The following is a 15,293-nucleotide window of genomic DNA, read 5'->3' on the forward strand; positions in this document are numbered from 1 at the left end:
GCATGCCTAGGCCCACTTCTCTGACCGGTCGCAGCCTGGTCGCAGGCGCCGCTCAAGGTGCCCTGCTGTTCGCCGATGTCGGGCTGAGTTTCTGGGGCGGGGTTGACTCCAGCAGTGGCGAGGTCATCGATCGCCACCACCCGCTGAGCGGCGAATACCTGTCGGGGTGTGTGCTGGCGATTCCCAGCGGGCGCGGTTCCTGCACTGGCAGCAGCGTGTTGATGGAACTGATCAGCAACGGCCATGCACCGGCGGCACTGGTGCTGGCCGAACCGGATGAGATCCTGACCCTGGGCGTGCTGGTGGCGCAGACTATTTTTGCCCGCTCCCTGCCGGTGCTCTGCATCGGCCGGGAGGCCTTCGCGACGTTGCGCGATCACGCTTTCGCAAGGATTGATGGCGACACGCTGAACCTGTTCGAAAACCTGCCCGGCGATGCCTGGCAGGCACTCGACAAACCTTTGTCCACCGATAGCCGCGCGTCAATCGAGCTCACCGCGTTTGATCGGGCGCTGCTCGACGGTCAGCATGGCCAAGCTGCGCAAATGGCCATGCACATTGTTCTGCGCATGGCCGAGCTGCAAGGGGCCCGACGTCTGGTGGATGTCACTCAGGCGCACATTGATGGCTGCATCTACACCGGACCTGCGAGCTTGCGCTTTGCCCAGCAGTTGGTGCAATGGGGGGCGAAAGTGCGAGTACCCACCACCCTCAATTCGATTTCCGTGGACCAGCGTCGCTGGCGCGAATTGGGCATCGACCCGGCCCTCGGCGAGCCGGCCAGTGCCTTGGGCGATGCGTATATGGCAATGGGCGCACAACTCAGCTACACCTGCGCGCCATACCTGCTCGACAGTGCACCCAAGGCCGGCGAGCAGATTGTCTGGGCCGAATCCAATGCTGTGGTGTACGCCAACAGCGTGCTCGGCGCCCGCACCCTGAAGTACCCCGACTACCTCGACATCTGCATCGCCCTCACCGGCCGCGCCCCGCTGATCGGCTGCCATCTGGACGCACAACGCAAGGCCCGGTTGCAGATCGAGTTGCCGGTACTCGGTGAACTGGACGATGCGTTTTACCCGTTGCTCGGTTATCACATTGGTGCGCTGGCCGGCAGCCGCGTGCCGCTGGTATTGGGCCTGGAACATCGCAAGCCGAGCCTGGACGATCTCAAAGCCTTTGGTGCTGCGTTTGCCACCACCTCGGCAGCGCCGCTGTTTCATATCGCCGGGGTAACCCCTGAGGCCATTGACCCGACCAACGTGGTGGAGCCGAATGTCACCCTGCCCGTGGAAAAAATCCGCCTGAAAGACCTGCTGGTGAGTTGGCGCGAGCTCAACAGTGCCCGTGACAACCGGGTGGATGTGGTGTCGCTGGGCAACCCGCATTTTTCCCTTAGTGAATTTGCTCATCTGGCGCGGCTGTGCCGGGATCGGCGCAAACACCCGGACGTGGTGCTCGCCATCACCTGCGGCCGCGCAGTGCTGGAGCAGGCACGCCAGGCCGGGCACATCGCGGTGATCGAGGCCTTCGGCGCCACCCTGGTCACCGACACCTGCTGGTGCATGCTCGGCGAGCCGGTGATTCCACCCGCCGCGACCACCTTGATGACCAACTCCGGCAAGTACGCCCACTACGCACCTGGACTGGTGGGTCGCAAGGTGCATTTCGCCAGTCTTGCCGAGTGTGTCGATACCGCGTGCAACGCCATCGCCAGCGGACGCCTGCCGGCCTGGTTGCAACCTGCCCCCCAACTGGAGAGCCCCGCGCATGTTTGACTACACCTTCCAATGGCGCTCAGCCCTGCGCGCCTTGCCGGATATGCTCGCCGGCGCCGTGGTCACCTTCGAGACCGCGGCCCTGTCGATGATCTTCGGGGTGCTCATCGCCCTGGCCCTGACGGTCATGCGCGAAAGCAAAAACCCGGTGCTGAGTGGTATTGGCAACGGCTGGGTTTCGATTGCCCGCAACACGCCGTCGCTGTTCCAGATCTACATCCTTTACTTCGGCCTCGGCTCGCTCGGATTGCATGTCAGCTCGTGGCTCGCGCTGCTGGCCGGGATCACGTTCAACAACGCGGGCTACCTGGCGGAAAACTTTCACGGTGGGCTCAAGGCCGTGCCCCAGACCCAGGTGCGCGCCGCTCGGTCACTGGGCATGAGCGCCTTTCAGACCTACCGCATGATCGTCGTCCCGCAGCTGCTGCGCATCGTGTTCTACCCGCTGACCAACCAAATGGTCTGGGCGGTGCTGATGACGTCGCTGGGGGTGATCGTCGGGCTGAACAATGACCTGACGGGGGTGACCCAGGACTACAACGTCAAAACGTTCCGCACCTTCGAATACTTTGCGATTGCGGCGGTGCTGTATTACGCGATTGCCAAGACGATCGTCGCGACGGCCCGGCTGATGGCCTGGCGGTTGTTTCGTTACTGAGGAGTTGTCCATGTTTGCCACCGGTTTTTCCTCGAATGACCTGATGTTTCTACTCAATGGCGCTTGGGTCACGCTGCAATTGACGTTCTGGTCGATCATCCTCGGCTCCATCGCCGGGCTGCTGTTCGGCTTGCTGCGGGCCTTGTTGCCACGGGCCAGCCTGCCACTGGCCTGGGTGCTGGACGTGTTTCGCAGCGTGCCGTTGTTGATCCAGTTCGTGCTGTTCAACTCACTCAAAAGCATCGTCGGCCTGAACATCAGCGCCTTCAGCGTCGGTTGCATCGTGCTCGGGGTCTACACCGCCGCGTACTTCACCGAGATCGTGCGCGGCGGCGTGCTGGCGGTGCCTTTCACGGTACGCCGGGCCAGCCGCTCACTGGGCCTGAGTTTCTTGCAGGACCTGCGCTGGATCGTCCTGCCGATGGCCACGCGAGTCGCCTTTCCCGGCTGGCTGAACCTGGTGCTCGGTGTGATGAAAGACACCGCGCTGGTGATGTGGATCGGCATCGTCGAACTGCTGCGCGCCTCGCAAACCATCGTCACTCGCATCCAGGAGCCGTTGCTGGTGCTGTGCATCGCGGGCCTTATCTACTACGTCATGAGCCTGGTGGTTGCACGCCTCGGCGCTCGTCTGGAAAGAAGGTGGCAGGAAAATGATTGAAATCGACAACGTACACAAATCCTTCGGCAACCTCGAAGTGGTCAAGGGCGTGAACCTGACCGTGAACAAGGGCGAGGTGGTGTCGATCATCGGCGGCTCCGGCTCCGGCAAATCCACCCTGTTGATGTGCATCAACGGCCTGGAGCCGATCCAGAAAGGCAACATCCGCGTGGACGGTATCGAGGTCCATCACAGCGCCACCGACCTCAACCGTCTGCGGCAGAAGATCGGCATCGTGTTCCAGCAATGGAATGCCTTTCCGCACCTGACGGTTCTGGAGAATGTGATGTTGGCGCCGCGCAAAGTGCTGGGCAAAAGCAAAGCCGAAGCCCAGGAACTGGCGGTGCAACAACTGACCCACGTCGGTCTGGGCGACAAGCTCAAGACCTTCCCCGGCAAGCTGTCCGGCGGTCAGCAGCAACGCATGGCCATCGCCCGCGCATTGGCGATGTCACCGGATTACATGCTGTTCGACGAAGCCACTTCAGCCCTCGACCCGCAACTGGTGGGCGAGGTGCTGGACACCATGCGCATGCTCGCCGAAGACGGCATGACCATGGTGCTGGTGACCCACGAGATCCGCTTCGCCCGCGATGTGTCCAACCGGGTGGCGTTCTTTCGCAATGGGTTGGTGCATGAGATTGGCTCGCCGGATCAGGTCATTGGTAATCCGGTGCATGCGGAGACGGCGGCGTTTCTCAAATCAGTGAAATAACCCAGGCCAACTCAACCCTGTAGGAGCTGGCTTGCCAGCGATGGTCGTCAACGATGACGCGTGCAGTCTGGATAAACGCGTCGTCCTTGCAATCCTCGCTGGCAAGCCAGCTCCTACAGTGAACGAGGCCCTGACTGGAAAAAACAAGGAACAGACAATGCGCTCATCAAAAGTAATCCATGTCGTCAGCTGTCACGCCGAAGGCGAAGTCGGTGACGTGATCGTCGGCGGTGTCGCCCCGCCGCCCGGCGCCACCGTGTGGGAACAGTCGCGCTGGATCGCCAGGGATGAAACCCTACGCAACTTTGTGCTCAACGAGCCGCGCGGTGGCGTGTTTCGCCACGTCAACCTGCTGGTGCCGGCCAAGGACCCGCGGGCGCAAATGGCCTGGATCATCATGGAGCCGGCGGACACCCCGCCGATGTCCGGTTCAAACTCACTGTGCGTGGCCACCGTGTTGCTCGACAGCGGCATCCTGCCGATGACCGAGCCGCAAACCCGAATGGTGCTGGAGGCTCCCGGAGGTCTGATTGAGGTGGTTGCCGATTGCCGTGATGGCAAAGTCGAACGGGTCGAGATCAAAAACGTGCCGTCCTTCGCCGATCGCCTCGATGCGTGGATCGAAGTCGAAGGTCTCGGCTCGCTCAAGGTGGATACCGCCTATGGCGGCGACAGTTTTGTGATCGCCGACGCCAAGGGGCTGGGCTTTTCGATCAGTCCGGACGAGGCCGCTGATCTGGTGGAAGTCGGGTTGAAAATCACTCGGGCGGCCAATGAGCAATTAGGGTTCGTGCATCCGCTGAACCCCGAGTGGTCGCACATCTCCTTTTGTCAGATAGCGGCCCCCATCGTCCATGAGAACGGTATCGCCACAGGCGCGAACGCGGTGGTGATTCAACCCGGCAAAATCGACCGTTCACCCACCGGCACCGGTTGCTCGGCGCGCATGGCCGTGTTGCAGGCCAAGGGCCTGATGCAGGTTGGCGAGCGTTTTATCGGTCGCTCGATCATCGGTTCCGAGTTCCACTGTCGTATTGACTCGCTGACCGAAGTCGCCGGCCGCGCTGCCATTTATCCGTGCATTTCCGGGCGGGCCTGGATCACCCACCAATTGCTGCTCGATCCGAGCGATCCATGGCCACAGGGCTATCGCCTGTCCGACACCTGGCCGGGTGCTTAATCCCTCAACACCCGGACCAGCGGCTACAAAATCCCCTGAAAAACCAAAAAAAGCGCTGGCCGAATCTTTTCATTTTAAATATCGTATACGAAATACAATCAACGATCCGGAGGCAACAAATGAGCAACCGTATTAACTGGAGTGGCGTCTTCCCCGCGGTGACCACTCAATTCAACGATGACTTCACCATCAACCTGGATAAAACCCACCAGGTGATTTCCAACGTGATCCGCGATGGTGTGTCGGGCTTGGTGGTGTGTGGTTCGGTAGGCGAAAACACCTCGCTGACCGCCGAAGAAAAAATCGCCGTCACCGAAGTCGCCGTCGATGCCTCTCGCGGCCGAGTGCCGGTGATTTGTGGCGTGGCCGAATTCACCAGCGTGCAAGCGGCCAAGGTGGCCAACGCGGTACGCCGGGTCGGCGTCGATGGCGTGATGCTGATGCCGGCGCTGGTCTACAGCTCCAAGCCCTTTGAAACCGCCGAGCACTATCGCTACGTGGCCAAGAATGCCGACGTGCCGTTGATGGTCTATAACAACCCGCCGATCTACAAAAATGACGTCACCCCGGACATCCTGATTTCCCTGGCCGACTGCGACAACGTGGTGTGCTTCAAGGATTCCTCCGGCGATACCCGCCGTTTCATCGATGTGCGCAATGAAGTCGGCGACCGCTTCGTGCTGTTCGCAGGCCTGGATGATGTGGTGCTGGAAAGCATCGCCGTCGGTGCCGAAGGCTGGGTCTCAGGCATGTCCAACGTGTTCCCGAAAGAGGGTGAAACCATTTTCCGTCTGGCCAAGGCCGGGCGTTTCGCCGAAGCCATGCCGATCTACGAATGGCTGATGCCGATTCTGCACCTGGATGCCCGTGCCGACCTGGTGCAGTGCATCAAGCTGTGTGAAGCCATTGCCGGCCGCGGCAGCGCGCTGACCCGTCCGCCACGCCTGGCCTTGCCGGAAGCGGATCGGGTGTTCGTCGAACAGATCATGGCCAAAGCCCTGGCGAACCGTCCGCAACTGCCGGACGTCGGTCTCTGAGTGATTGCCGGGCGGGCCTTCGCGGCCCGACCCGGCTGCCTGTTTTTGCGCCTCTACAGGAAACGTCAGCATGCCCAACCTTCAAGACACTCAACGCGCAACCACACCCTCCGGACTCAAACGTGTCGTGGCCGCCGCCATGGCCGGTACTGTCGCGGAGTGGTATGAATTCTTTCTCTACGGTACAGCCTCGGCATTGGTCTTCGGCCAACTGTTCTTTCGCCAGACCGACAGCCCCATCGACGGCATCATTGCCGCTTTCGCGCTCTACGCCGTGGGCTTTCTCGCCCGCCCGCTGGGTGGCCTGGTGTTCGGTCACTACGGTGACAAATTCGGCCGCAAGCGCCTGCTGCAACTGAGCCTGGTGGTGGTCGGTATCACGACGTTCCTGATGGGTTGCCTGCCCGGATTCAACCAGATCGGTTACGCGGCGCCCGTGTTACTGGTGCTGTTGCGGCTGATCCAGGGTTTCGCCTTTGGCGGTGAATGGGGCGGTGCGATTCTGCTGGTGTCCGAACACTGCCCGGACAATCGCCGGGGCTTCTGGGCCAGTTGGCCGCAAGCCGGTGTGCCGGCCGGGAATCTGGTCGCGACGGTCGCCCTGCTGCTGTTGTCGTCGAACTTGTCTGAAGAGCAATTCCTCGCCTGGGGCTGGCGCGTGGCGTTCTGGTTCTCGGCGGTGGTGGTGTTGATCGGCTACTGGATTCGCACCAGTGTCGATGACGCACCGATTTTCAAGGAATCTCAGGCCCGTCAGGCCAACACCCGGCAACAGCAGCTGGGCGTCGTCGAAGTGCTGCGGCACCACTGGCGTTCGGTGCTGGTGGGCATCGGCGCTCGTTTTGCCGAAAACATTCTCTACTACACCGTTGTGACCTTCTCCATCACCTACCTCAAGTTGGTGGTGCATAAGGACACCTCAGAGATTCTGTTTCTGATGTTCGGTGCTCACTTGCTGCACTTCTTCCTGATCCCGCTGATGGGTTACCTGTCCGATCTGGTCGGGCGCAAACCGGTCTACCTCGTCGGCGCCGTGCTCACCGCATTTTGGGGTTTCGTCGGCTTCCCGATGATGGACACCGGCAACAACTGGCTGATCATGGCGGCCATCACCCTGGGCCTGGCCATCGAATCGATGACCTATGCACCGTACTCGGCGCTGATGGCCGAGATGTTCCCGACTCACGTGCGCTACACCGCCCTCTCGCTGTGCTACCAGGTGGCGCCGATTTTCGCCGGTTCCCTGGCCCCGCTGATCGCAATCACGCTGCTCAACAAGTACCACAGCTCGACGCCAATCGCCTGGTACCTGGTCGGTGCCTCGCTGATCTCTGTCGTTGCCGTAGGGTTGACCCGGGAAACCCGCGGCAAGTCGCTGCACGTGGTGGATGCCGAGTCGGCCGCGCGTATCGCTGCGCTGGAAAACGCCGCCCCCGTTACCCCGCAGCGAGGCGACTCGCTGGCGTGAGCCCAATACCTGTAGGAGCGAGGCTTGCCCGCGAAGGCGGTGTGTCATTCGACATTGATGGTGAATGACACACCGCCTTCGCGGGCAAGCCTCGCTCCTACAGGGGTTGTATTTACCTTTTGCCCGACAGGAGTTTCCATGCCAAAAATTCTCGGCCACAACTACATTGGCGGTGCGCGAAGCGCCGCTGGCAGCCTCACGTTGCACAGTCATGACGCCAGCACCGGCGAGACGTTGCCCTGCTCTTTCAGGCAAGCCACCGAGGCCGAAGTGCACGCCGCCGCAAAGGTCGCTGCCGCTGCATTCCCTGAGTTTCGCAACTTGCCAGCGGCACGCCGTGCGGATTTTCTTGAAGCCATCGCCGCACAACTGGATGCCCTGGATGACGAATTCGTCGCCTTGGTCACCCGCGAAACCGCACTGCCTAGTGCACGTATACCGGGTGAACGCGCACGCACAAGCGGCCAGATGCGCCTGTTCGCCCAGGTCCTGCGTCGCGGTGACTTTTATGGTGCACGCATCGACCGCGCCTTGCCCGAACGTCAACCGCTGCCACGTAGCGACCTGCGTCAGTACCGGATCGGCGTCGGCCCCGTGGCGGTGTTCGGCGCCAGCAACTTCCCGTTGGCGTTCTCCACGGCCGGCGGTGATACCGCTGCGGCCTTGGCCGCCGGTTGCCCGGTGGTGTTCAAAGCCCACAGCGGACACATGGCGACCGCCGAACTTGTGGCCGATGCAATCATCCGCGCTGCCGAGCAGACCGGCATGCCCAAGGGTGTGTTCAACATGATCTACGGGGCAGGCGTGGGTGAAACCTTGGTCAAGCACCCATCGATCCAGGCCGTCGGTTTCACCGGCTCGCTCAAAGGTGGCCGGGCGCTGTGCGACATGGCGGCCGCACGACCTCAACCGATTCCCGTGTTCGCCGAAATGAGCAGCATCAATCCGGTCGTGGTGTTGCCCGAAGCCCTTCACGTTCGCGGCGAGAACATTGCCAGTGAATTGGCCGCCTCTGTCGTGCTTGGCTGCGGCCAGTTTTGCACCAACCCGGGATTGGTGATCGGCATGCGCTCGGCGCAATTCAGTGCCTTCACCGAGTCCCTCACTGTGCTGCTGGCAGAACAACCGGCGCAAACCATGCTCAACGCCGGCACCCTCGGCAGCTACGAAAAAGGTGTGCAGGCTTTGCTAAGTCACCCAGGCGTGACCCACCTGACCGGCCATGGCCAACACGGCAATCAGGCGCGCGCTCATCTGTTCAAGGCCGACGTCAGCCTGCTGCTCGAAGGTGATCCATTGCTACAGGAAGAAGTGTTCGGTCCGACTACCCTCATTGTCGAAGTGGCCGATAGGGCCGAACTGCGCCAGGCGCTGAACAGTTTGCACGGTCAACTCACTGCGACACTGATTGGCGAACCGCAGGACTTGTATCAACACGCAGAGCTGCTGGCCCTGCTGGAACAAAAGGTCGGTCGGGTGCTGTTCAATGGCTACCCCACTGGCGTCGAAGTGTGTGATGCGATGGTGCATGGCGGCCCCTATCCGGCCACCTCCGATACCCGTGGCACCTCGGTCGGCAGCCTGGCCATCGAGCGTTTCCTGCGCCCGGTGTGCTACCAGAATTGCCCGGACGCGCTGCTGCCCGACCCACTGAAAAACGCCAACCCACTGGGCATTGCCCGGCTGGTCGACGGTAACAGCCACCGAAACCCGATCTAAAAAACACCCAAATACCTTGTAGGAGCGAGCTTGCTCGCGATAGCGTCCTCATTGCCGCCGCACGCCGCGAGGCCGCCTTCGCTGGCAAGCCAGCTCCTACAACAATCAATCAAGCCAGCAGCGCTTTGAGGTCGTTATACAACGCCTCAGGAATCTGCACCCCCTCCACCAGGCTGCGCGCCCGCGCCTCGTATCGGCGTTGGGAGGGCAAGCGTGCGCCTTGCCCTTCGATAGCCTGAAACAACACTTCGGCCCTGGCCAAATGTGCCTCCGTCGAGTCCCCCAAAAAGCACCGCGGATCAAGGGCAATGATCAATTCCCCATGGTACGGCGACGACTTGCTGCCCGCGTCGTAAGCCAGCGATTCAGCGCTGGTCAGATCCCCGATCAACGGCCCGGCAATCAACTCCACCATGGCCGCCAGCGCCGAGCCCTTGTGCCCGCCGAACGTCAGCATCGCGCCGCTGTCGAGCACGACGTTGGCATCGGTACTGGGCTGCCCCTGCGCATCCACGCCCCAGCCCTCGGGGATCGCTTTGCCGGCACGTCGGTGCAGTTCGATGTCGCCACGGGCAATGGCGCTGGTGGCGAAGTCGAACACAAAAGGATCATGTCCCTGACGGGGCCAGCCAAAGGCAATGGGGTTGGTGCCGAACACCGGCAAGCGTCCGCCGGCCGGGGCCACCCAGGCGTGACTCGGATTACACGCCAGCGCCACCAGGCCGGCAGCGGTCAACTGCTCGATCTCCACCCACAGCGCCGAGAAATGCACGCAGTGATTGATCGCCAACGCCGCGATCCCGTTGGCTCGGGTTTTCTCCGTCAATAGCGGCAAACCCGCCTGAAAAGCCAGCGGCGAAAAACCCCCGCCGGCATCCACCCGCACAATCGACGGTGCCTGGTCGATCAACCGGGGTTCGGCCGTGGCCGACACTTTGCCGGCCCGCAGGGAATTGACACACCCCAAAATCCGGTACAAGCCGTGAGAGGCACAGCCGTCACGCTCACCGGCGATGACCGTCGCCGCCACCGCACGCGTATGGGCCGGGTTAAAACCGTTGTGCAACAGGATCGATTCGGCCAACGCATGGGCTTCGATCAGGGTCAGTCGGATCATGGTCATCTCCTTGGACAGACCGGTCAGGGTGGTCTATCCGAGGCGATATCGCTTGATGGGTTTGGACGGAGGGAGTGACGAAATCAGCATAGGCCGTTGAGGCTCTTCATCAGGAACCAGCGGCAGTGCAATGTCGATCAATGCACTGCCGCCCCACTCGGTCAGGCCTTCGTGCTTCGTGCAACCGGCACAGTCAGCGCTGACTTCCTGGCCAGCAGGTAGTAAAGAACCCCCGGCACCACCAGCCCGACGATCCAGGAAATATCCACGCCACCCAGCTGCGCGACCATCGGCCCGGAGTAGAAGTGCGTGTCGACAAAAGGCAGCTGGATCAACACGCCGCTGACATACACGCTGATTCCCAACACGTTCCAGCGACCGTAACGCCCCGCTGGGTCGGACAATGCCGGGATGTCATAGCGCTCCTTGTTGATGAAGTAGTAGTCCACCAGGTTGATCGCGCTCCACGGGGTGAAGAACGTCAGCAAAAACAGGATGAAGTACTTGAACGAGTTCAGGAACGAGTACTGGCCGAGCAATGCGAGCGTGGTGGACGCCGCGACAATCAGCAATACAAACAGCATGCGCTGGCGGGCGGTGATTTCCAGCCGACTGCGAAAACCGCTGATGATGGTGGCCACGCACATGAAGCTGCCATAGGCGTTAAGCGTCGACACCGTGACCTTGCCGAATACCACGCTCAGGTACAGCAGCGACGCCATCACCCCGGTACTGCCCAGGCCGACGATGGTCGCCACTTCATGACCGCGAAAATTGGCGCCGGCCAACGCGGCGGCGAACACCCCCAGCACCATGGACGCCTGGGCGCCAAGCACGGTCCCGAGGCCGACGGCGGTGAAGGTTTTCCAGGACGACGTTTTGCTTGGCAAGTAACGCGAGTAGTCGGCCACATACGGGCCAAACGCAATCTGCCACGACGCCGACAGCGACACCGCAAGCAGGAACGTGCTCCAGCCAAAGTGACGGTTTTCCAGAAGCAGGCCGATGTCGTTGAGGGTCATCAACCGGGTGAACAGGTAGGCGAAGGCGATGATGCCGAGCACGCTGGCCACCCTTCCCACCAGGTGAATCACCCGATAGCCGAAGATCGTCAGGAACGCGATGCATGCAGCAAATATCAGGATGCCGGTGCTGTCACTGACGCTGATCAACTGGGCAATCGCCTGCCCCGACAGGACCGCGCCGGTGGCGCTGAAACCGAGGTACATCAGGCACACCAGCACAATCGGGATGGCCGCGCCGTAGACCCCGAACTGCACACGGCTGGAGATCATCTGGGGCAGACCCAGTTTCGGTCCCTGTGCAGCGTGCAAGGCGACAACCGCACCACCGAGCAACTGGCCGATCAGCAAACCGATCAATGACCAGAACACATCACCGCCCAACACCACGGCCAGCGCCCCGGTGACGATTGCGGTGATTTGCAGGTTGGCACCCAGCCACAGGGTGAACTGACTGTAGAGGCTGCCATGACGCTCGGCCTCGGGGATGTAATCGATCGAACGGGTCTCGATCAGGGGACTTCGTTGCTGATTGTCTCGGAGCTGGGTCATTATTTTTCTCTTCCAAGGTAAAAGGCATTCACGTCATCCCATGTAGGAGTGAGCCTGCTCACGATGGCGGACTGGCAGGCGACGCAGTGTTGACTGTGCCGCCGTCATCGCGAGCAGGCTCGCTCCCACAGGGAATGCGTTTAACGGTTAGGCATGGGGGCAACGGCAACTTGTCCCACGAACGGCGCCTTGGCCCACACGACTTTGCCACCGACCACTGTCATTAGCACAGCGTTACGGGCCAATTCCTCCTCGGGCACTTGCATGAAGTTTTTGTCCAGCACGATCAGATCCGCAAACTTGCCAACCTCGACCGAACCGACGACGTTCTCCAGTTTCAGTTGCTCGGCGGCGTTGAGGGTGATGGTGCGCAGCACTTCGGCACGCGACAGCGCCGGGTCGGCATTCAGTCGGCCGGCGTACTTGGGGCCATAGCTGTGCGGATTCAGCGGATCACCTGAGCGGGTGACACCGATCTTCAGCGCCAGGAACTCGTCGAGCGGGTCGACGGGCCAGTCGCTGCCATACGCCACACGGCCGCCAGCGCGGGCGATGCTGCCCGAGGGTTCCATGCGGGCAAAACGCGCAGGCCCGAGGTGATCGCTGGTGCCGTCGACCGTGGACGGCGCTTGCTGAGCCCATTGGAAGGACATGTTGGCAGTCACGTCGAGGGCCTTGAAGCGCCCGTAGTCGGCGGGGTCCACGGACTCGTTGTGCGTGATGGCCGGGCGAAAGCCATTGCCGGGCAATTGCTGGCGCACGTATTCGATGCCGTCGAGTGAGTCACGCACGGCGCGGTCGCCAGTGGCGTGCAGGTGCGGGTCGAGGCCGGCTTGCACGGCTTGCAACAGCAGCGGCTTGAGCACTTGCGGCGGGAAATACAGTTCACCGACGTTTTTGCCCGGCGCCCATTTTGGCGCCTTATCGGTTCCGGCGTTGTGCAGGTACGGCGCCAGCATCGCACCGGTGTCCGCTGGCGCATTGATGATGCCATCCATGAACAGTTTGACGTGACGCATGCTCACGCCCGGCGCGGCTTTGGCTTCGCCCTGGTCGTAGGTCGCGGCCATCGCCTTGGCCTCGGCGATGGTTTTCGCCGGGTCGGCTGCGGCAGCGGCCGGGTCAAGTTTGATCGCCAGCAAGGCCCGGGCGGTCAGCTCGCCCGACTGCTGCAACGTGGTGAAGGCTTTGCCATTTTCCGGCCCCGACAAGGCATCGAAGAAACTGGTGATGCCTTGCTGGCGCATCGCGTCGAGCGCGGCACGGGTCTGGTTGAGTTTTTCTGCGTCGGTGGCCGGCGGCACCACGGCGGCCATTGCGTCCGCTGCACCGTCTTCGCAAATGCCGGTGAGGTTGCCAGCACTGTCGCGCACGTACTTGCCATCACTGGGGTTGGCCGTGTGTTTGTTGATGCCGGCGACCGCCAGGCCGCGAGAGTTGGTCAGCACGGTATGGAAATCAGTGGAGCGAACCTGAATCGGCCGGTCGGTCTTGAGGGCGTCCAGCGTCGATTTGTCGGGGTCGCCGTCGAGTCCGTCCATGCCCATCCGGTCCCAGCTGCCCACTTCGAGCCAGACATCCGGCCCTTTATCCTTGTCGGCATCCAGACACGCCTGAATGGTTTCCTGGAACACCTTGCGCGTCATGGTCTGGTATTTCAGGTCGCACAACGTCATGGCACGACCGCCGTCGCCCGGGTGCATATGCGCATCGATGAACCCCGGCATCAGCATGCGCCCCGCCAGATCGATCAGCCGGGTTTGCTTACCGATGTACGAGGCAACCCCTTCGTCATTGCCGACATAGACAATCTTCCCGCCCGTGACGGCAATCGCCTGCTGTACCGAGTTCTGGCCATCGACGGTGTAGACATAGCCGTTGCGCATCACCATGTCTGCCGGGGCCGAACCCTGAGTCTGGCACCCCACCAGCGCCAGACCGGAAAATGCGGTTGTCGCCGCAACGGCGACAAAAAGCCTGGAAAATTTCAACTGCCTCACCTCTGTTTTTATAGTTTTGGAAGAGGCCCGAACAGCCTGCGCGCAAGCCCCTGATATGCAGGGCATACCCTATAGCGCGCGGCCGTTGGATGGACCTCCACAAATGAGGAGGGGTCAGTGAATGAGGGAGCGAAATCCGGGGGCGTCACGTTGATTCGCGACGGGTTGCCTGTGCAGACAGGACCGAACCCAACTCAACCTTGCTTTTCACGCCAAGCTGCAAGTAGCAATTGCGCAAATAAGTGCGCACGGTCGCAGGACTCAAGCCGAGGATCCTGGCAATTTCCTTATAGGAGTGCCCGGCCGCGAACAGCATCGCCGCCGTTCGCTCCCGTGGCGCCAGTACGGCCCCGCGCGATTGGGCTTCAAGGGACAAAATGACGTGCTTGGCATTCGGGCTGAGGGTCAGCGCACAGCGCCCCAGGCGCATGACGCTCGGCGCTTTTGGCAGATGGGCGATCACCTGCGCCGGCAGCATCGACCCGCTCCACCCCGGCACCTCGCGCTGGATGGCCGCGCATAAACTGGCGCCCACGTACAACAACGTTCCGTCCATGCGCGCGACCCCAAAGTCGCTGGCGCCGTTACCGGTGTCGATGCGGATCATGTCTTGCACCTGGAATCGCCACAACTGCAGCAGGTGGTCGCAGAACGCAGAAAACAAAGCGGCCTCGTTGTCGTTGAACCCTGACCCGTGTTCGCCGCGATAGAGGCAGACGAAAAACATCAGACCGCTTTCGGGCAACTCGAAGGTGATGCAGATCACATGGTAGAGGTCATGACGGCGAGCGAAGGCGTCGACCTCTTCATGGGGATCGGTGAAGCCGCTGTCGCGCACCACGGCGCCGGGTTGGCTCAAGGTGTCATGGGAGAATTTGTCGCTGCCTGCGCTCTTGTGCCATTCGGCAGCAAACGATTCGGGCAGATCGATGCGCCCGTGCATCCAGCTTTTCGGCGCCGCATGGGCGTCCGACGTGGACATTTCTCCCCACCACGCCGAAGCAAACGGCACCAGTGGGCGAAAGGCTTGCAGCCCGTCTTCGATGAATTGCGAGGCACCGCGCTCCCGAGCCAGTCGCCCGAGGTGCAACACGCAACAATTGAATGCCTTGAGCATCGCCAACGACGGTGTGCCACCGACCTCATTACCCTCCTCCATCAATTTGATCCTGTTGGCTGCGTGGCATTTTTTTCGACCATGCCACAAGGGCAGTGATCGCGTCCACAAGCCCCGTATTCATGCGCAAACCGGCAACAGTGTTTGTCCTTCAGGCCGCTGTTTGAGGCAAGGACTACCCCCTAGCATCGTCCCTACCCCGTGAGTATTTAACGTGAGCGCACAGGGTAGAAAACGGACGATCAAACCGGTTGCCCAGCCATCCTTAA

The 15,293-nt window shown here is 61.6% G+C and carries 12 protein-coding genes; 8 read left to right on the top strand and 4 right to left on the bottom strand.

Going from position 1 to position 15,293, the window contains the following annotated elements:
* The first annotated feature begins 2 nt into the window (after positions 1-2).
* The 8 genes from lhpI to ACA048_RS18025 all read left to right on the top strand — a co-directional run bounded on the left by lhpI (position 3) and on the right by ACA048_RS18025 (position 9,216).
* Complete coding sequence (gene lhpI, locus ACA048_RS17990; protein WP_497625632.1) at positions 3-1,778, top strand: cis-3-hydroxy-L-proline dehydratase; 1,776 nt, start codon at positions 3-5, stop codon at positions 1,776-1,778.
* The gene (locus tag ACA048_RS17995; RefSeq protein WP_497625633.1) at positions 1,771-2,436 is read left to right on the top strand and encodes an amino acid ABC transporter permease; all 666 of its coding nucleotides are present in this window, start codon (positions 1,771-1,773) and stop codon (positions 2,434-2,436) included. The genes lhpI and ACA048_RS17995 overlap by 8 nt, the downstream gene beginning before the upstream one ends.
* A 10-nt stretch (positions 2,437-2,446) precedes the next feature.
* Entirely contained in the window at positions 2,447-3,097 is a 651-nt protein-coding gene (locus ACA048_RS18000) for an amino acid ABC transporter permease (RefSeq protein WP_027924790.1), read from the top strand.
* Positions 3,090-3,812: an amino acid ABC transporter ATP-binding protein gene (locus tag ACA048_RS18005; RefSeq protein WP_497625634.1), complete on the top strand. Its 723-nt coding sequence runs from the start codon at positions 3,090-3,092 to the stop codon at positions 3,810-3,812. Before ACA048_RS18000 ends, ACA048_RS18005 begins: the two co-directional genes overlap by 8 nt.
* Positions 3,813-3,969: 157 nt before the next feature.
* Positions 3,970-4,992: a trans-3-hydroxy-L-proline dehydratase gene (locus ACA048_RS18010; RefSeq protein ID WP_497625635.1), complete on the top strand. Its 1,023-nt coding sequence runs from the start codon at positions 3,970-3,972 to the stop codon at positions 4,990-4,992.
* Between the two features lie 119 nt (positions 4,993-5,111).
* Complete coding sequence (locus tag ACA048_RS18015; RefSeq protein WP_497625636.1) at positions 5,112-6,029, top strand: dihydrodipicolinate synthase family protein; 918 nt, start codon at positions 5,112-5,114, stop codon at positions 6,027-6,029.
* A 70-nt stretch (positions 6,030-6,099) separates the two neighbouring features.
* A complete protein-coding gene (gene abaF, locus ACA048_RS18020) occupies positions 6,100-7,497 on the top strand; it encodes a fosfomycin efflux MFS transporter AbaF (protein ID WP_497625637.1) in 1,398 nt (465 codons plus the stop codon).
* 138 nt (positions 7,498-7,635) lie between these two features.
* Positions 7,636-9,216 (top strand): aldehyde dehydrogenase (NADP(+)), encoded by a 1,581-nt coding sequence (locus tag ACA048_RS18025; protein WP_497625638.1) that lies wholly within the window; start codon positions 7,636-7,638, stop codon positions 9,214-9,216.
* A gap of 109 nt (positions 9,217-9,325) precedes the next feature.
* On the opposite strand, the gene ACA048_RS18030 is transcribed toward ACA048_RS18025, so the two are convergent.
* The 4 genes from ACA048_RS18030 to ACA048_RS18045 form a co-directional block, all read right to left on the bottom strand.
* Positions 9,326-10,333, bottom strand: coding sequence for an Ldh family oxidoreductase (locus ACA048_RS18030; protein WP_497625639.1), 1,008 nt, complete (start codon positions 10,331-10,333; stop codon positions 9,326-9,328).
* A gap of 161 nt (positions 10,334-10,494) precedes the next feature.
* Positions 10,495-11,907, bottom strand: a complete 1,413-nt coding sequence (locus ACA048_RS18035; protein ID WP_497625640.1) for a purine-cytosine permease family protein — start codon at positions 11,905-11,907, stop codon at positions 10,495-10,497.
* Positions 11,908-12,047: 140 nt separating this feature from the next.
* On the bottom strand, positions 12,048-13,898 hold the full coding sequence (locus ACA048_RS18040; protein WP_497625641.1) for an amidohydrolase: 1,851 nt from the start codon (positions 13,896-13,898) through the stop codon (positions 12,048-12,050).
* A 154-nt stretch (positions 13,899-14,052) separates the two neighbouring features.
* A complete protein-coding gene (locus ACA048_RS18045) occupies positions 14,053-15,066 on the bottom strand; it encodes a helix-turn-helix transcriptional regulator (RefSeq protein WP_497625642.1) in 1,014 nt (337 codons plus the stop codon).
* Positions 15,067-15,293 lie beyond the last annotated feature (227 nt).

The sequence above is a fragment of the Pseudomonas sp. LBUM1659 genome, assembly GCF_059716045.1.